Here is an 18,000-nt window from a genome sequence, read left to right on the forward strand (position 1 = left end):
AAGGAGCGCCGTAAACATGGCCACCAAGGAAGAGATCGTCTCGGGTCTCGCCGACATCGTGAACGAGATCGCCGGTATCCCCGCCGAGGACGTCCAGCTGGACAAGTCCTTCACCGACGACCTGGACGTCGACTCGCTGTCCATGGTCGAGGTCGTGGTGGCCGCCGAGGAGCAGTTCGGCGTGAAGATCCCGGACGACGACGTCAAGAACCTGAAGACCGTCGGCGACGCGGTCGACTACATCCTCAACGCTCAGGTCGCCTGAGCCCAGGCCGCACGATCCCCGGACGACGCGCCTGTCGCCCGCCCTTCTAGACGTGGAGAGACAATTCCTGTGAGCCCGACCAATCGCACTGTGGTCGTCACCGGTATCGGAGCAACCACACCGCTGGGTGGCGACAGCGCGTCGACCTGGGAGGCGCTGCTCGCCGGCCGGTCCGGCGTTCGGCCGCTCGAACAGGACTGGGCCGCCGAGCTCCCGGTGCGCATCGCGGCACAGATCGCGGTGGAGCCGGGTACGGTGATCCCCCGGCCGCAGGCCCGCAAGCTGGACCGCAGCGCGCAGTTCGCGCTGATCGCGGCCCGGGAGGCGTGGGCCGACGCCGGGTTCACCGCTCCGGCGGGCGAGGACCCGTCGGTCGACCCGAACCGGCTCGGCACCGTGATGGCCTCCGGCATCGGCGGCCTGACCACGCTGCTGGCCCAGTACGACATCCTCCTGCAGCAGGGATTCCGCAAGGTGTCCCCGCACACCGTGCCGATGCTGATGCCCAACAGCCCCGCGGCGAACGTCAGCATCGACGTCAACGCCCGGGCCGGGGCGCACACTCCGGTCAGCGCCTGCGCCTCGGGCGCCGAGGCGATCGGCTACGGCATCGAGATGATCCGCACCGGCCGCGCCGACGTCGTGGTCGCGGGCGGTACCGAGGCGGTCATCCACCCGCTGCCCATCGCCGCGTTCGGCAACATGATGGCGATGTCCAAGAACAACGACGACCCGCACGGCGCCTCGCGGCCGTACGACACCGGCCGTGACGGCTTCGTCATGGGCGAGGGTGCCGGCGTGGTCATCCTGGAGTCCGTCGAGCACGCCCGGGCCCGCGGTGCCCGGATCTACTGCGAGGCGGTCGGCCAGGGCGTGTCGTCCGACGCGCACCACATCACCCAGCCGGAGCCGACCGGCCGCGGCATCGCCGCCGCGCTGCAGCACCTGCTGGACACCTCCGACGTCAAGCCCGCCGAGATCGTCCACGTCAACGCGCACGCCACGTCGACCCCGCAGGGCGATGTGGCCGAGATCAAGGCCCTGCGGCAGATCTTCGGCGACGACGTGGACCACATGGCCGTCTCGGCCACCAAGTCGATGACCGGCCACCTCCTCGGTGGTGCCGGCGGCATCGAGTCGGTGTCGACCGTACTGGCGCTCCACCGGCGTCTCGCGCCGCCGACCATCAACCTGGCCGAGCAGGACCCCGAGGCCGACGCCGACATCGTGACCGACAAGCCGCGCCCGCTGCCCGAGGGCACGATCGTGGCGCTGAACGACTCGTTCGGATTCGGTGGCCACAACGTGGTGCTGGCCTTCCGTTCGGTCGACTGACGCATACGCGCATCCCCCGGTGGGGGCGGGCCCGGTCCGGGCCCGCCCCCACCGCTGCTTTTCTTCACGGTTACCGGCCCGAGTCGTCCCCGTCGAAGCTGGCGAAGTAGGAGGCGGCCATGTCCTGGTCGGCGTGACCCGCTTCGGCGGCGCGCCGGAAGCGCTCGGCGCCGGCCGCGGTGACGTCGAGCTGGATCCCCGCCCGCCGGCCGGCCTCGACGATCAGCCGGGCGTCCTTCCAGGCGGCCTCGACGGTGAAGCTGGGCGTGTAGTCGCCCTCGCGGATCGCGCCGGCCTTGATGTGCAGGTAGGGCAGGTCCAGGGTGCCGCCGTCGATGGCCTCGAAGAAGCGGTCCGGGTCGGCGCCGAGCCCCTTGGCCAGGGCCATGACTTCGGCGGCTCCGTGGGTGACGTTCAGCACCCAGGCGTTGACGACCAGCTTGAGCGCGCTGGCGGGGCCCTGCCCGCCGTCCTCGCCGAGCCACAGGGTGGTCCGGCCGACCGCGTCGAACAGCGGCTGGGCGACCGGCCGGGCGGCGGCGGGCCCTGCGGCCAGCACGGTGAGCTGCCCGCTCTCGGCGACCGACTTGGTGCCCAGCACGGGGGCGTCCAGGTACAGCACCCCGAACTCGCCGGCGAGCGCGGCCAGTGCGGCCTGGGCCTCCTGTCCCACGGTGCTCATCTGCGCCCAGACGGCGCCCTCCCGCAGCGCCGGGGCGGCGGCCCGCATCACCTCGGTCACCTGCGGGGAGTCGAGCAGCATGGTGATCACCGCGTCGGCGTCCCGTACGGCCTCGGCGGGGTCCGCGGCGACGGTCACGCCGTCCTTCGCCAGCGGCTCGGCACGCGCGGCCGTACGGTTCCAGGCCCGGACCCGGTGACCGGCCGCGGCCAGGTTGCGCGCCATGGCGGCGCCCATCAGGCCGGTGCCGAGAACGGCGACGGTGAGGGGGGTGGAGGTGGAGGAAGTCATGACGGCAGGCTATGCCCGGCGGCGGGGAATCCCGGCGGGGCACGAGCGGGACCTGCGGAAGGGTCGCCGAGGGCGGCGGGAAGAGGGGCTAGAGGTCTTCAGGGGCCGTCAGGGGCCTTCGGAGGCCGTCAGACGACCTGGTGCAGCCAGCGGACCGGGGCGCCCTCACCCGCGTAGCGGAACGGCTCCAGCTCGTCGTCCCAGGGCTTGCCGAGCAGCTTGTCGAGTTCGGCCTCCAGGTCGCCCTCACCCTTGCGGGCCCGCTGCATGGCGGCGCGCAGCCGGTCCTCAGGGATGAGGATGTCGCCGTGCATGCCGATGACGGCGTGGAAGATGCCGAGTTCCGGGGTGGCGCTGTAGCGCTCGCCCTCCGCGGTGGCGCAGGGCTCGGCGGTGACCTCGAAGCGCAGCAGCTGCCAGCCGCGCAGCGCCGAGGCCAGCTTCGAGGCGGTGCCGGGCTCGCCCTGCCAGGAGAACTCGGCGCGCCAGGTGCCGGGGGCGGCGGGCTGGCGGATCCAGTCCAGCGTCACGCGCACGCCTAGGACGCCCGCGACGGCCCATTCGACATGGGGGCAGAGCGCGCGCGGCGCGGCGTGCACGTACAGAACTCCACGTGTCGTCACCGGTACCTCCAGTGTGGGACGAGGTTCGCCTTCCCCAGCGGCCTCACCCTCGAACCGGTAGCACCCGGGGCAACGTTCAGCATTCTGCAGTATTCATCTCAAACGGGACAACAAACACATATGACACGCGGTCAATGCGGCCTCCCGTCAGATCTTCCGGGTGTCAGGCTAAAAGCTACCGTGCGGCGTCCTTGAGGGAGTGACGTACGGTCGGGCTGAGACCAGATGTCACCCACTCGTCGGAGGGGAGCACCGGATGCGACCACTGCTGCGCCGCGGCCTCGCACTGGCCGCCGGGGCCGTTCTCCTGGGCGGATGCGGGCTGGGCGGCTCGCCGTCGGCCGGCGGCCGGGCGACGCCCACCGCACAGATCTCGCATTCCAACGGCACCGAGCGGCGGCCGCTGCCCGAGGCGGCCCGGCCGGCCCGGCCGTGGGACGTGCACCCGGCGTCGGTGGCGGCCCTCGGCGACTCCATCACCCGCGGCTTCGACGCCTGCTCGCCGCTGGCGGACTGCCCCGAGGTGTCCTGGGCGACCGGCTCGCGGACCAGGATCGACAGCCTCACGCAGCGACTGACCGCCGCGGGGCCGGCCACCCGCGGCTGGAACCTGGCCGAGTCCGGCGCGCGGGTCGCCGACCTGCCCGGCCAGGCGCGGGCGGCCGCCGCGTACCGGCCGGCCATGGTGACCGTGCTGATCGGGGCGAACGACGCCTGCGCCGCCACCGCCGGCGCGATGACCACGGTGGACGCCTTCCGGTCCGCCTTCGGCGCCACCCTGGCCTACCTGCACAAGGTGCTGCCCGCCACCCAGGTGCTGGTGGCCTCCGTACCGGACCTGCGGCGGCTGTACTCGGTGGGGGTCACCAACCCGCTGGAGAAGCAGCTCTGGCGGCTCGGGCTGTGCCCCTCGATGCTCAAGGACGCCGACTCGCACAGTGCCTCGGCGCAGGCCCGGCGCACCCGGGTGTACGACCGGGTGGTGGCCTACAACGGGGTGCTCCGGCAGGTGTGCGCGAACTACGAGCGCTGCCGTTACGACAACGGCGCCGTCTTCGGTTACCGATTCACCCCCGACGAGCTGAGCAAGTGGGACTGGTTCCACCCGAACGAGAAAGGCCAGACCGAACTGGCCCGCCTGATGTCCGCGGTGGCCTTCGGTACGGCGCCGGCTCCGGCGGGCTGACCGCGGTCCGCGGGCGCTCACTTCGTGACGTCCCACCGGGCGGTCAGCCGTACGTCCGCCACGCTGTGGGCCGCCTCGACCGTGTAACGGCCCGGGACGGCCGTCCAGCCGTCGCCGGACCAGACCTCGGCGGCGCGGCGCGGCAGGGTGACGATCGCCTCGGCGGTCTCGCCGGGCCCGGCGGTGATCCCGGCGAAGCCGGCCAGCCAGCGCTCGGGCCGCTCCCAGGGGCCGGGCTCGGTGGGGTCCGGGGCGAGGTAGACCTGGACCACCTCGCGGCCGGGGCGCTGCCCGGTGTTGCGGAGCAGGACCCGCGCGACGGCCAGGCCGTCCGAGCCGGCGGGCGCCGGCGTCACGGTCAGGGACTCGTACGCCCAGGTGGTGTAGCCCAGGCCGTGGCCGAAGGGGTAGGCGGGCAGTGCCGCCGAGCGCTGCCAGGCGCGGTAGCCGATGAACAGCCCCTCCTCGTACGGCAGCTCGCCCTCTTCCGGCGTCACGCGCGTGACGGGGGCGTCGGCCAGGCGGGCCGGCCAGGTGGTGGGCAGCCGGCCGCCCGGCTCGTGCGTGCCGGTCAGGACGTCGGCGAGCGCCGCCCCGGCCTCCTGGCCGCCGAACCAGGTCAGCAGCACCGCCGCCACGTCCTCGCGCCAGGGCATCTCCACCGGCGAGCCGGAACCCACCACCACGACCGTACGCGGGTTGACGGCCGCGACGCGGGCCACGAGTTCGTCCTGCCGGCCGGGCAGCCGAAGGTCGGCGCGGTCGAAGCCCTCCGACTCGACGCGTTCGGTGGTGGCGACCACCACCACGGCGGTGTGCGCGGCGCGGGCCAGCGCGACCGCCTCGGCGAGGAGTTCCTCGGGGTCCCGCACGGGTTCGCCGTGCAGCAGGGCGAACCCCACGGCGGGGAACGGGAGGTCGAGCCCGCGCGGCAGCGCGCAGCCCAGGCGCACCTCGACCGGCCGCCCGGCCACCAGGTCGACCGTGCCGCGCTCCAGGGGCGCGCCGAAGAACGCCTCGAAGGGGTCGCCCTGCCCGACCGTCTGGTCCCCCGCGAACAGCTCACGCCCGTCGACCGTCAGGGTGAACGTCCCGGCCCCCCGGGTGCCGAACCGGTGCGTGCCGGTGACCCGGGGCACGAACTCGCCGCGGATCTCCACCGTGTGCAGGCGCTCGTACGGCACCCCGGCCGGCAGCTCGCCGAGCCACCGCACCTGGCCGTCGGGCAGCCGTACGACGCCCAGTTCGGCGCCGGCCGCGTCCCGGGCGACCGCGCGCAGGGTGAACCCGTGCCCGGCGGGGAGGAGTTCGTCGCCGGTGCCGGCGCCGAGCGCGTACGAGACCGGCACCCGGTCCGGCAGGGCGGTGCGCAGCCCCTCCAGCGGCGAGACCACGTGGTCGGGGAAGACCTCCGCCGAGCCGCCGCCGAGGATGCGCGGGTCGCGGGCGGCGGCTCCGATGACGGCGACGCCGGAGCCGTGGAACGGCCCCGCCAGCGGCAGCACGGGAGCGCTCCCGCGGACCTCGTTGCGCAGCAGCACGGTGCCGCGGCGGGCGATCTCGCGGGCCAGCGCGTCCCCGTCGATGCCGTCCGGGCGGTCGGCCACCGCGACCGCGGCCGGGGTGCCGGACAGCAGCCCGGCCCGGGCGGCCAGCAGCAGCACCCGGCGGGCGGCGGCGTCGACCAGTGCCTCGGGCACCTCACCGGCCCGCACGGCGGCGGCGAGCGCGTCGCCGTAGACCGTGTGCGGGCCGGGCATGGCGATGTCCAGGCCGCCGCGGATCGCCCCGACGGTGGAGCGCGCCGCGAGCCAGTCGGAGACCACCACCCCGTCGAAGCCCCACTCGCCGCGCAGCACGCCGTTGATCAGCGGGCCGTGCTCGGTCATCGTGGTGCCGTTGACGGCGTTGTACGCGGCCATCACGCCCCACGGGCGGGCGCCGGTGACCACGGCCTCGAAGGGCGCGAGATACAGCTCGCGCAGCACCCGCTCGTCGATCCGGTTGTCGACGGTGAAGCGGTCGGTCTCCGCGTCGTTGGCGACGAAGTGCTTGACGGTGACGCCGACACCGCCGTCCTGGACGCCCAGCACGTAGCCGGTGGCGATGACGCCGGTGAGATACGGGTCCTCGCTGTACGCCTCGAAGTGCCGGCCGCCCAGCGGGCTGCGGTGCAGGTTGACAGTGGGGGCGAGCAGCACGTGCACGCCCTTGCGGTGGGCCTCCTGGGCGAGCAGCCGGCCGGCCCGGCGGGCCAGTTCCGGGTCGAAGGCGGCGGCCAGCGCGGTGGGGCTGGGCAGCGCGACCGAGGGGTCGGCGGCGGTCCAGTGCCGGCCGCGCACCCCGACCGGGCCGTCGGACATCACCAGCGAGGCCAGCCCGATCGCGCCGAGCGCCGGCAGGCTCCACATGTCCTGCCCGCCCAGCAGCCGTGCCTTGGCCGCCGGATCGAGCGTGCCGAGCGCGACCTCCACCGCCCGCTCCCGCTCGGCCTGCGCGCCCCGCTCGTACGGCGTCATCGTCCCCGTCCCGTCCTCTCGCCGCCCCGGACTCCGTGCGCGGCCGCCGCCCTCGGGCGACGGACGCCGTACGGCCCCGGTCGCACCGACGCCGCGGACGGCGGTACCGAAGCCGTGGCCAATGGTCGCCGTCATCCTGCGCCCGGGGCGGGCCCGGCGCCTGCCGGCCGGTAGGCATAGTTGCTGATTCGTAATCTTGTAGGCTCGCCATCGTACGCGGAAAGGGGGTCAGGCCATGACGAGGGCACGGGCCGACCGCGGCAGCCGGCGCACGGAGATCATCCAGGCCGCCACGGAGGTGATCGCCGAACGCGGCTACCGGGGCGCGAGCCTGGCGGCGGTGGCCGAACGGGTGGGGCTGACCCAGCAGGGCCTGATGCACTACTTCCCCACCAAGGAGGCGCTGCTGGTGGCCGTACTGGAGGCGCGCGACCAGTGGGACATGGCCGCCGCGGCGCTGTACGAGCGGACCTGGCCGCTGGAGGTGGTGGCGGACCTGGTCGACTACAACGCGACCCGGCCCGGCATCGTGCAGGCGTTCACCGTGCTGGCCGGGGACAGCGTCACCGACGGGCACCCGGCGCAGGAATGGTTCCGCCGGCGGTACGCCCGGGTGCGCGACGGCGGCGCGGAAGTGCTGCGCGCCCGCTACGGCGACCGACTGCCGGGCGGGCTCACCCCGGAGCGGGCCGCCACCCTGCTGGCCGCGGTGGTGGACGGGCTCCAGGTGCAGTGGCTGCTCGACCCGCGGGAGGTGGACATGCCCGCGGCCTTCCGCGACTTCCTGACCCTGCTCGCGCCGCCTCCGCCGGAAGCCGGGGACGCCCCTTCCCGGCCGGAGGGCCCGGGCGGGGACACCCCGCCGGGAAAAGGCACCGACGGCCGTGACGCGGTGTCAGACCCGGAAGCCGGGGGCGGCACCGCCGGCGGCACGAAAGGTTCGACACGTCAAACACCGCAGTAACCTGGCCGTATGACCCGCCGCATGGACCCGCTGACCGCCGAGGTGGTCGACCTCATCGGCACCGTGGTGCAGCGCTTCTACCAGGAGTACGACGCGGCCGCCGCCGTCCACCACCTGACCGGGGCCCAGGCCCGGGTGCTGGCCCTGGTGTCGGGCGAGCCGATGCCGATGCGGCGGATCGCCCACCGGCTCAAGTGCGAGCCGTCGAACGTGACCGGCATCGTGGACCGGCTGGAGGCCCAGGGGCTGGCCGAGCGGCGCCCGGACCCGGCCGACCGCCGGATCAAGCTGGCCGTGGCCACCGAGACGGGCCGGGAGACCGCCGCCAAGGTGCGCGAGACCCTGGACTTCGCCGGCGAGCCGCTGGCCGCCCTCTCCGACCGGGAACGCACGGTGCTGCGCGACCTGCTGCACCGCATGGTGGACCCCTGGGGCCCGAACGACTGACCCGTACGCGGCCCCGCTGCCGGGCTGGGCTACCGGCTACTGGGCTACTGGGCTACTGGGCTACTGGGCTACTGGCACCACCACAGCACCTGATGGCACTTGGTGGCCGTCGGCGAGGGGTGCGGGGAGGACGGGGGCGCGCTGGTGGGCGGGGCCGTGGTGGGGCGGGGCCGGACCGTGCCGGTGGTGGTCACCGGGGGGCGGACCGGCACATGGGTACGGGTCGCGGTGGCGGTGGGCGCCGCGGACGGCGACACCGAGGACGCGGACGCCGAGTGCGAGGGCGAGGCGTGGTGGTGGCCGGGGGCCGTGCTGACCGCTCCCGCGTCGTCGGGCGAGGGCGCGCCGCTGGGCGGCAGCGGCGAGAGGTCGGTGAGCCCCGGCGCGGGCGTGCGCGAGCCGCCCGGGCCGCCGGACAGCGCGGCCATGGAGAACATCGCCAGCGCCCCGGTGACCGCCACGGCGCCGACCCCGTACACCGCGGCGCGCTGCCGGCCGCGTCTGGACCGCCGCGCCCGTTCCTGGCGGCCGCGCTGTCTGCGCGCGGCCCGTCCACCGGTCGAGGGCTGCTCGTCCGCGGCCTCCCCGGCGGAGGGCAGCCCGGCGGTCTCGGCCGCCCCGGGCGCCACGAGCCGGTCCGCGGGGGTGCCGCAGCCCGGACACGAGTACGCGCCGTTGAGGTGACGCCGGCACGCGTAGCAGTAGTCCATGAGGCCCGGACCTTAGAGGAAGCCCAGGTCGGAGCGGAACCCGGGCATCCCGCTTGACATGCCTTTGCCCGGTAACTCCACCGCTTCCGGCCCGGGCCGGCGGTCCGTCAGGCGGACAGCAGGCCGCGGCCGAGCCAGTCGTTCCTGTCGCGCGCGCCGGGCAGTACGAAGAAGTAGCCGCCGCCGACCGGGGAGATGTAGTCGACCAGCGGCTCGTCGATCAGCCGGGTCTGGGTGGCCTCGAACTGCCGCACCACGTCCTGCTGGTAGCAGCAGAAGACCAGGCCCATGTCGAGGTTGCCGACGTCGTCGATGCCGCGGTCGAAGTTGAAGCCGCGGCGCAGGATGCGCGAGTCGTCGGTGCGGGCGGTGCGCGGGTTGGCCAGCCGGATGTGTGCGTCCAGCGGAATCGCGTTGCCCTGCGGGTCCTTGGTGTAGTTCGGCGCGTCGGTCTCCACCGCGCCGTCCAGCGGGGCGCCGGTGTCCTTGCGGCGGCCGAACATCTTCTCCTGCTCGGTGAGCGAGACCCGGTCCCAGAACTCCACCAGCATGCGGATGATCCGGATCACCTGGTAGCTGCCGCCGGTGGCCCACGCGGGCTCGCCCAGCGCGTCGGTGACCCACACCAGGCGGTCCATCTCGCGCCCGGAGGACACGTCCGGGTTGACGATGCCGTCCTTGAAGCCCAGCAGGTTGCGCTGCGCGCCGGCCGGCCGCGGGGCGTTCTGGAAGCCGTCGATGCGCCACTTGATCTGCATGGCGCCGCGGGTGTGCCGGGCGATGTCGCGCAGCGCGTGCAGCACGGTGTCGGTGCTGCCCCCGCAGATCTGCAGGCTCAGGTCGCCGTGGCACTGTGCGTCCTGGAGGTTGTCGTTGGGGAAGGTGCGCATCGGGGCGAGGCGGCGCGGCTTGGCGGCGGCCAGGCCGTACCGGTCGTCGAAGAGGGAGGCGCCGACGCCGACGGTGACGGTGAGCGCGTCGGCCGGGACGACCGGGCCGAGGATGCCGTTGTCGGACGGCGGGGCGCCGACGCCCAGGTCCACCGGGGTGCCGCCGGCGGTGAGGAACCGGGCCCGCTCGGTGATGGTCCTGAGCAGGTCGGCGAGTTCGGCCTTGGTGTCGGCTATGACGTCGAAGGACACGAAGGTCGCCGCCGCGGGCGCGGGGGTGGTGATGCCGGCCTGGTGCGGGCCGTGGAAGGCGACCGCGGGCGACTGGCCCCGCGGGTCGGAGTCCGCCGCCTGCGCGGTGCTGCCGCCGACCGCCGAGGTCAGCGCGACCCCGCCGCCGGCCAGCACCGCGGCGCCCGCGCCCGCGCCGAGCGCGGTCTTCACGAACGACCTGCGGCCCGCGCCCGTACCCGTGCCGGCGCCCATGCCCATCGGGCAGGTGCCGGTCAGGCCCTCGTGCCCCGGGATCCCCGGGTGAGCCGGGACGCCGGGATGGTCCTCGGGGCGGAAGTCGGCGGACATGGGCGGGTTCCCTTCGGTACGGCTCGGGGTGGTACGGGGGCGCGGCCGCGTCGGCTCGGCGCTCGGGTCGGGGCGGCCGGGCATCAGGCGGACTTCCGGATTTCCAGCAGGTCCGGGATCGGCGCCAGGTCCTCCAGCAGCTGGCCGGTGGCGCCGTTGATCCTGGCGCGGGTCATCGGGTCCAGCGACTCCACCGGGGTCCAGGCGGCGCCCTTGTGGGCGGCGTCCAGCAGGCCCTGGAGGCGGGTGATGTCGGTGTCGACGGCGGTGAGCTGCTGCGGGGCGCGCTTGGTGATGAGCGGGCGCAGCACGTCGAGCAGTTCCTTGGTGCCGGCCAGGTTGGCGCCGGCGGTGGCCAGGTTGCTGCCGCTGCCCTCGTCGGTGTCGCCGGTCAGCTCGAACTGCAGGGTGTTCTCCAGGATCTCGTGGGTGCGCAGCGGCAGGTCCGACGGGTCGAAGTCCTGGGTGGGGAAGGCCTTGCGCAGCCCGGTCACGTCGGCCGCCAACCGGTCCGCGTACGGCTTGAGTTCAGCGGCGGACTGGCCGTGCCACAGGCCGTACTCGATCCGGTGGAAGCCGGTGAAGTCCTTGTCGTCCGCGCCGCCGGGCAGGCCGTCCTTGCGGCCGTTGATCTTCGCGTCGAAGTCGGCGAAGGTGCCGTAGGCGGCGCCCAGCGAGGCGTAGGTCAGGTGCGCGGTGAGCCAGTCGGCCTTGGCGGCGTTCAGGTTGTTCGCCTTGAAGTCGGCCTGGAGCTTGGCGGTCTGGCCCTGGAGGGTGGCGAGCCCTGTGTCCACGTACGCCTTGTACGCCGTCAGCGGCGGCTGGAGTTCGGACTCGGCCAGCGGCAGTACGGCCTTGGTGGTGCCGCCGCCGCTGACCCGGACCGAGGCGGAGGTGACCGCCTTGCCGCCGGTGGGCACGCACCGCCAGGCGTAGGTGCCGGTGCCGACCGTGGCGACCAGGTCGCGGGTGGTGCCGGGGGCCAGGCCCTCGATCTCGCCGAAGACGGCGTTGCTGGACGGGTCGATCAGGTAGACCTCGGACGCCTTGTTGCCGGTGTTGTGCATCTGGAAGGTCTGCCGGCCGGGCTTGGGCGCGCTGAAGCCCTTGCCGCAGTCGTTCTCGGAGACCGCCACGGTCTGCGCGGCGGCCGGCTTGCCCCCGCTGAAGGCCACGACCAGGCCGGCGATCAGGGCGGGCACGGCGACCACGGCCGCGGGCACCAGCCACACCGGGCGGGCACGGCGGACCGGCGGCGGCTCGGGGGATCCAGTGGCGGGCTTGCGGGCGGGCTCGGTGGGCTTCGCGGTGGCCGGTGGGTCGGCCGCGGGGGTCGCCGCGGCTGCCGGTGCGGGCGCGGGCGCCTCCCCGGACGGCTCCTCCGCGACCGCCTCGACGGTGGCCGCCGAGGCCTCGGCGCCGGCCTCGCCCCGGGCCGCCCGGGGGGCGGGAGCCGGGGCGGGGACGCGCAGGCCGCGGACGAACAGGGTCATCACCACGGCCAGATAGGCGACGTAACCGGCGACCTGGAGCCAGGTCATGGCCGGGGTCAGGTTGAGCACGCCCTGGAGCAGGGCCGCGTACCAGGAGCCGGCGTCGATGTGGGCGCTCAGGTCGAAGGCGAAGGCGGTCTTGCCGGGGAGTACGCCGCCTTCCTGGAGGTCGCGCAGGCCGTAGCCGAGGACGCCGGAGGCGATGACGATCAGCACCATGCCGGTGACGGTGAAGAAGCGGGTGAGGTTGATCTTCAGCACCCGCCGGTACAGGCCCCAGCACAGGCCGGCCGCCAGCACCAGGCCGATCCCCGCGCCGATCATCGGCCCGGAGGACTCGCCGGCGGCGCGCGCGGTGGTCCACAGGAAGAGCGCGGTCTCCAGACCCTCGCGGGCCACCGCCAGGAAGGAGGTGAGGATCAGCATGCTGCCGCCCATGGCGAGCGCCGCGGTCACCTTCTCGCGGATCTCGCCGGACAGGCTGCGCGCCGAGCGGCGCATCCAGAACACCATCGCGGTGACGAAGGCGATCGCGATGACGCTCAGCGTGCCGCCGAACGCCTCCTGCGCGGTGGCCGACAGGTTCGCCGCGGTGAAGGTGAGGATCGCGCCGAAGCTCAGGGACAGCGCGATGGCGGCCAGTACGCCCGTCCAGACCTGCGGCAGCCGGGACTTGGCGTTACCGCGGACCAGGGTGGCGACGAGGATGGAGACGATGAGTCCGGCTTCAAGACCTTCTCTGAGCCCGATCAGGAAGCTCGGAAACGCGTCGTCCCACATGGCTCTTGTCCTCCCCGGGCCCGCCCCGGTCGTCGGCGGCACGCCTACCGCACCGCGACGGACAACTTAGCTTAGGCGTACCTAACAATGCACGGCGGGGGGCGGACATTTCTCGGTTATGGGGGCGGGATGGGACCCAGGTCACATGCCGGCGGCGGGGCCGGGACCTCGAGCGGGGCCGTCCGCGGGACCCCAGGGGAGGACAACTTGTCCCCGGATGGACCGGGCCTTCATCCGGGGATCGGTGCGGCGCAGGGTGAGGAGGACGGGACATACGGAATCCGGCCGCAGCCGCGCACCCGGCGCGGCGGCCGGAGACATGAATGAAGGACACAGCATCGTGACCGCAACCGAGCACACCACCCGCCCCGCCCGGATCGCCCTGATCACCGGGGCCAACCGGGGCCTGGGCCGGAGCACCGCACTGCACCTGGCCGAGCAGGGCATCGACCCGGTGATCACCTACCGTTCGCACCCCGAGGAGGCGGAGGCGGTCGTCGAGCAGGCCCGCGCGCTGGGCCGTACCGCGTACGCGCTGAAGCTGGACACCGGCCGGATCGAGGACTTCGCCGCCTTCGCCGAGGAGTTCCGCGCCGTGCTGAAGGAGGGCTGGGACCGGGAGACCTTCGACGCCCTGGTCAACAACGCCGGGCACGGCCACCACGCGGCCTTCCTCGAGGTCACCCCGGAGGACTTCGACGAGGTGTTCGACGTCCACATCCGCGGGGTCTACTTCCTCACCCAGGCCCTGGTGCCGCTGCTCGCCGACGGCGGCCGGATCGTGAACATCTCGACCGGGCTGGCCCGCTTCACCTTCGAGGGCAGCTCGGCGTACGCCGCCGCCAAGGGCGCGGTCGAGGTCTTCACCCGCTACCTCGCCAAGGAGCTCGGGCCGCGCGGCATCACCGCCAACACCGTGGCCCCCGGGCCGGTCGCCACGGACTTCAGCGGCGGCGTCATCAAGAACACCCCCGAGCTGCGGGCCCAGCTCGACGCGGTGACCGCTCTCGGCCGGGTCGGCGTCGCGGACGACATCGGCGGCGCGATCGCCGCGATCCTCGCCGACGGCTCCGGCTGGATCAACGGCCAGCGCATCGAGGCGTCCGGCGGAATCCTGCTCTGACGTCGCGCCGGCGGGTCGCCCGGCGCCCACCCGGCGACCCGCCGGGCCCACCGCCACGGACGGCTCGGGGAAAGGCACGGCGGGAGAGAGGATGGAGCACATGGATCGCCTGGAACTGGCCGACTTCCTGCGCAGCAGGCGGGAGGCGCTGCAACCGGAGGACGTGGGACTGCCGCGGGGGGCGCGGCGCCGGACGCGCGGGCTGCGGCGGGAGGAAGTGGCCGCGCTGGCGGGCATGTCGGCGGACTACTACGGCCGGATCGAGCAGGCCCGGGGGCCGGAGCCGTCGGAGCAGATGCTCTCGGCCATCGCCCGGGGACTGCGGCTGTCGGTGGCCGAGCGCAACCACCTGTTCGAGATGGCCGGTCGCCCGGCGCCGGGGCGTACGGGGTACGGCGACCATGTGCCGCCGGGCCTGATGCGGATCCTGGACCGGCTGGACGACACGCCCGCGCAGGTGCTGAACGGCCTGGCCGAGACCCTCGCGCAGACCGAGTTGTCGAAGGCGCTGCTCGGTGACGAGACCGCGCACACCGGCCGGGAGCGCAGCTTCTGGTACCGCTGGTTCACCGACCCGGCCACGCGCCTGGTCTACCCCGCGGAGGACCGCCCCCGGCACAGCCGCCTCTTCGTCTCCGACCTGCGCGCCTCGTACACCCGCCAGGGCGGCACCGGCTCCCCGGCGGCCGCCCTGGTGACGGAGCTGCTGGAACGCAGCGAGGAGTTCGCCGGCCTGTGGCGGGCCCACGAGGTGGGCCTGCGCCGCCTGTCCGACGACAAGCGGATCTCCCACCCCGACCTCGGCGTCCTGGACCTCCAGTGCCAGGCCCTCCACGACCCCGACCACACCTTCGCCCTCCTCGTCTACACCGCGATCCCGGGCACCGAGGCCTACCAGAAGCTCCAGCTCCTCCCGACCCTCGGGGTCCGCCCGGTGGGGCGGTGAACCGGCGCCCGGGCGCTGTGTGCCATCTGGCGTAGACGGGGTTCGAGCCGTGCCGTAGGACAAGACCAGCCGAGTCATCGGCGGCGGTTCACGGGGGAGGCTCGATGGCATCCGAACCACTGCATCACTGGATCCTGGCGCTGGACATGGAGGGGTTCAGCACCAGGACCGACCCGGTCCAGCGGTCGCTGCGGGCCGAGATGTACGACATCGTCGACCACGCCTTCGAGCAGGCCGGTCTGGCCGGGTTCGGCGTGACGACGGAGGACCGCGGCGACGGCGCCCTCATGGTGGTGCCCGCGACGGTGCCGCCGGTGCGGCTGGCCGGCACCTTCGTGCGCGCCCTGGACGACGGACTCCAGGAGAAAGCCGCGCTGTTCGGTTCGAACCGCACCCTGCGGCTGCGGCTGGCGATGCACCAGGGGCTGGCCGCCGAGGACGATCACGGGTGGTCCGGCGACGCCGTGAACACCGCCTGCCGTCTGGTGGACGCCGAGCCGCTGCGCGAGACCCTGCGGGCCGCCGAGCGCGGCCGGCTGGCGTTCGCCGTCTCGGCCGCGGTGTACGAGTCGGTGGTCCGGCCCGGTCACCGCGGCATCGACCCGGCCGCGTACGCGCCACTGAGCTTCCGTACCAAGCACGGCGAGACGATCCGCGGATGGGTGACCGTCCCCGGCTACAGCGCGCCGCCGGAACTGCCGCGTCCCGCGCCGGACGCCACCCGCGGTCCTGCGGCCCCGGACGCGGCGCAGCCGCCGGCCGCCCCGCCCGCCGCCCACGGCTCCGGCCCGGTCTTCTCCATCGGCAAGGTGCGCGGCGACGTGGTCGGCGGGGACAAGCACGTCCACGCGCCGGGCCGGGACCACCGATGAGCACTCCCACTCCGCCCCCGGCGGCAGCCGGAGCGGCGGGCGGGACACCGGGAGCGGCCCCGCCCCGGCCCGAACCGCCCGCTCCCCAGAACGGCCCGGCACCGGGCCCGAAACCCGAACCGGACCCGCAGCCGGCCGCCGGCGACGGCGGCGGCGCCCAGGGCGGCGAGCCGGCCGACCCGCCGCACGACCGGGTCGGCCCGGGCGACGAGGCCAGCGCCGCCACCGGCCGGCTGGGCCAGGGCTCGCAGCGCTACGACCACCTGCGGAACGCCTTCGCCAACGTCGACGGCGACGTGGTCGGCGGGGACAAGTACGTCTATCTGCTCGGGGGCGAGCGGGACCGGTTGCGGCCGGTGTCGCCGCTGCTGGTGGAACGGGTCCGCTTCGCGTACGAGGAGGCGCCCGGCGCCGACGACGCCAGGGAGGCGCTGCGCCGCCACGGGATCGTGATCCTGCGCGGCGCGGCCGGCCTGGGCAAGACCGCCACCGCCGTACGGCTGCTCATCGGAGCCTGCCGGGGGCCGGTCTACCACCTGGACAGCGGCGTCGACTTCGCCTCGCTCGCCGACCGGCTGGATGCCGCGGAGTCCGGCGGCGGCATCGGCATCGAGGCGGGGGCCGGCTTCCTGCTGGACCGCCCGGCGGACGCGCGCAATCTGCGCGGCGAGATCCACGACCGGTTGCAGACCGCGCTGATCACGGCCGGGGCGGTCATGGTGGTCACCGTCGCGGACACCGACCTCGCGGACAGCGAACTGCTGTCCGGGGTGGTGGACCTGACCCTGCCGCCGTCGACGCGCGCACTGGTGCGGCGCCATCTGGACTGGCGGCTGGGCGCCGGGCCGGCCGGGCTGCTGCTGGCTGAGCCCGAGGTGGAGGAGCTGGTGGCCGCGCACCTCGCCGCGCGCACCTCGTGCAAGGCGGCCGCCGATCTGGCCATCGCGCTGGAGGAGGAGTACGGCTCGGGCGCGGTCGACACGTCCCGCATCCGCGACCGGCTGGCCCGCCAGGACCTGGAGGCCTTCGAGATCTGGGCCGAGGGGCTTGCCGATCCTTTCGTCAGGGCCTTCGCGCTGGCGCTGGCCGTGCTGAACGGGCTGCCGCAGGAGGACGTGGCCCAGGCCGCGCGTGCGCTGCTGCGCCGGATGGACGGCGCGTTGGCACCGGCGCAGCCGGATCCGGGCGAGCCCCGCTACGGGTCCGTACCGGGCCGCGATCCGTTCGCCGTACCGATGCGGCGGCTGCTGGCCCGGCTGCGCGCCCGGCGGGTGCCGCCCGGCGCGGCGCCGCGGTCCGGCGCGGGCCGGCCGGCCGACTCGCGGGCGCGCTGCCTGGAGTACGAGGACCCGCAGTACCCGCGGCAGGTCCTCGCGCACGCCTGGTCGCAGTACGCCGGGCAGGACGTGCTGCTGGACTGGTTCGGCGAACTGGTGCGGGACCGCTCGGAGGAGGTCCGGGTGTACGCGGCGGTGGCGCTGGGCGGGCTGCTGCCGTCGGCCTTCGGGTACCTGGGCGAGGGCCTGCTGGCCGACTGGGCGTTCGCCCAGGACTTCCGGCTGCGCGAGGCGGCCGGCTACGCGCTGGCCGCCGGCAGCCGCGACCCCGGCCTGCTGCCGGACATCGAGGCGATGGTCGGCGTGTGGTTCGCCGACCGCGGGCGGCCGATGGGGCAGGCCACCGCCGCCCGCGTGTACGGGCTGAGCCCCCTGACTGCCGGGAGCCGGCAGAACCTCGCCCTGCTGGCCCGGCTGGCGGTGGTGGACAACGTCAAGGTCGCCGTGGCCATCGGCAACAGTTGCTCCGACCTGATCGCCGGCGACTACCGGCTGGCCCTGCCGGTGCTGGGCGTGCTGCGCTCCCGGGTGAACGACCCGCAGGCCCGGCCGACCAGTCTGCTCGCCTTCCTCGTGGTGGCCTCGGCGCTGCTGGTGGACGGCACCAGGCCGGGCATGGCGCCGGGCGAGGGCTGGCCGGCCCTGCTGTACCTGACGGCCGATCAGCCGGAACTGCGCGAGCCGTTGCTGGTGCTGTGGCGGGACGCGCTGTCGCAGGCGCACTTCAACAAGCAGGCCCAGCACGTGCTGCGCACCTGGGCGGCGCTGGCGGAGAGCGACGACAAGCTGCGCGAGTCGTTCCTGGCGATGGTGGCCGGGATCGTGTACGGCGATCCGCGGTCGGCGGCGATCGTCCGCGCCTGCGCGCAGGAGTGGGTGGGCCGGGACGAGCTGGTGCCTCTGCCCCTGGTGGCGTGGGAGGTCCGCAAGGTACTGGAACGGGAGAAGGTCTGAC

General features: G+C 74.3%; 14 protein-coding genes and 1 pseudogene. 9 read left to right on the forward strand and 6 right to left on the reverse strand.

From position 1 onward, the window contains the following. Positions 1 to 16 precede the first annotated feature (16 nt). On the forward strand, positions 17 to 265 hold the full coding sequence (locus tag ITX44_RS34730) for an acyl carrier protein (protein ID WP_205362951.1): 249 nt from the start codon (positions 17 to 19) through the stop codon (positions 263 to 265). A 69-nt stretch (positions 266 to 334) separates the two neighbouring features. After that, positions 335 to 1,600, forward strand: a complete 1,266-nt coding sequence (gene fabF, locus ITX44_RS34735; RefSeq protein WP_205362961.1) for a beta-ketoacyl-ACP synthase II — start codon at positions 335 to 337, stop codon at positions 1,598 to 1,600. Between the two features lie 70 nt (positions 1,601 to 1,670). Here fabF and ITX44_RS34740 read toward each other — a convergent pair whose 3' ends face one another. Both ITX44_RS34740 and ITX44_RS34745 read right to left on the reverse strand, forming a co-directional pair. After that, positions 1,671 to 2,573 carry an NAD(P)-dependent oxidoreductase gene (locus ITX44_RS34740; protein ID WP_205362962.1) on the reverse strand — a complete coding sequence of 301 codons (903 nt, stop codon included), beginning with the start codon at positions 2,571 to 2,573 and terminating at the stop codon, positions 1,671 to 1,673. Positions 2,574 to 2,701: 128 nt separating this feature from the next. Continuing rightward, a complete protein-coding gene (locus ITX44_RS34745; RefSeq protein WP_205362963.1) occupies positions 2,702 to 3,196 on the reverse strand; it encodes a DUF3145 domain-containing protein in 495 nt (164 codons plus the stop codon). Between the two features lie 256 nt (positions 3,197 to 3,452). On the opposite strand from ITX44_RS34745, the gene ITX44_RS34750 reads away from it, so the two are divergent. Continuing rightward, complete coding sequence (locus ITX44_RS34750) at positions 3,453 to 4,382, forward strand: SGNH/GDSL hydrolase family protein (protein ID WP_205362964.1); 930 nt, start codon at positions 3,453 to 3,455, stop codon at positions 4,380 to 4,382. Positions 4,383 to 4,399: 17 nt separating this feature from the next. Here ITX44_RS34750 and ITX44_RS34755 read toward each other — a convergent pair whose 3' ends face one another. After that, positions 4,400 to 6,901, reverse strand: coding sequence for a glycoside hydrolase family 3 protein (locus ITX44_RS34755; RefSeq protein WP_205362965.1), 2,502 nt, complete (start codon positions 6,899 to 6,901; stop codon positions 4,400 to 4,402). 235 nt (positions 6,902 to 7,136) lie between these two features. Between ITX44_RS34755 and ITX44_RS34760 the strand changes: the two are divergent. Together ITX44_RS34760 and ITX44_RS34765 are read left to right on the forward strand one after the other, a co-directional pair. Then, positions 7,137 to 7,697, forward strand: a pseudogene (locus tag ITX44_RS34760) (TetR/AcrR family transcriptional regulator); the annotation flags it as partial. 177 nt (positions 7,698 to 7,874) lie between these two features. Continuing rightward, positions 7,875 to 8,312, forward strand: a complete 438-nt coding sequence (locus ITX44_RS34765) for a MarR family winged helix-turn-helix transcriptional regulator (protein WP_205362974.1) — start codon at positions 7,875 to 7,877, stop codon at positions 8,310 to 8,312. Positions 8,313 to 8,380: 68 nt separating this feature from the next. Here ITX44_RS34765 and ITX44_RS34770 read toward each other — a convergent pair whose 3' ends face one another. The 3 genes from ITX44_RS34770 to efeU form a co-directional block, all read right to left on the reverse strand. Beyond that, entirely contained in the window at positions 8,381 to 9,022 is a 642-nt protein-coding gene (locus ITX44_RS34770) for an SCO2400 family protein (RefSeq protein ID WP_205362975.1), read from the reverse strand. Between the two features lie 107 nt (positions 9,023 to 9,129). Then, entirely contained in the window at positions 9,130 to 10,404 is a 1,275-nt protein-coding gene (gene efeB / locus ITX44_RS34775) for an iron uptake transporter deferrochelatase/peroxidase subunit (protein ID WP_205363111.1), read from the reverse strand. 173 nt (positions 10,405 to 10,577) lie between these two features. Further along, the gene (efeU, locus tag ITX44_RS34780; protein ID WP_205362977.1) at positions 10,578 to 12,767 is read right to left on the reverse strand and encodes an iron uptake transporter permease EfeU; all 2,190 of its coding nucleotides are present in this window, start codon (positions 12,765 to 12,767) and stop codon (positions 10,578 to 10,580) included. A 319-nt stretch (positions 12,768 to 13,086) separates the two neighbouring features. Here efeU and ITX44_RS34785 point away from each other — a divergent pair, with 319 nt between their 5' ends. From ITX44_RS34785 to ITX44_RS34800, 4 genes are all read left to right on the forward strand, one after another. Then, positions 13,087 to 13,890, forward strand: a complete 804-nt coding sequence (locus ITX44_RS34785) for an SDR family NAD(P)-dependent oxidoreductase (protein WP_205362978.1) — start codon at positions 13,087 to 13,089, stop codon at positions 13,888 to 13,890. 100 nt (positions 13,891 to 13,990) lie between these two features. After that, positions 13,991 to 14,836, forward strand: a complete 846-nt coding sequence (locus ITX44_RS34790; RefSeq protein ID WP_205363113.1) for a helix-turn-helix transcriptional regulator — start codon at positions 13,991 to 13,993, stop codon at positions 14,834 to 14,836. A gap of 104 nt (positions 14,837 to 14,940) precedes the next feature. Next, positions 14,941 to 15,708 (forward strand): nucleotidyl cyclase domain-containing protein, encoded by a 768-nt coding sequence (locus tag ITX44_RS34795; RefSeq protein ID WP_205362979.1) that lies wholly within the window; start codon positions 14,941 to 14,943, stop codon positions 15,706 to 15,708. Beyond that, positions 15,705 to 17,999 carry a hypothetical protein gene (locus ITX44_RS34800; protein ID WP_205362980.1) on the forward strand — a complete coding sequence of 765 codons (2,295 nt, stop codon included), beginning with the start codon at positions 15,705 to 15,707 and terminating at the stop codon, positions 17,997 to 17,999. Before ITX44_RS34795 ends, ITX44_RS34800 begins: the two co-directional genes overlap by 4 nt. Position 18,000 lies beyond the last annotated feature (1 nt).

The sequence above is a fragment of the Actinacidiphila acididurans genome, from assembly GCF_016918855.1.
GTDB lineage: Bacteria > Actinomycetota > Actinomycetes > Streptomycetales > Streptomycetaceae > Actinacidiphila > Actinacidiphila acididurans.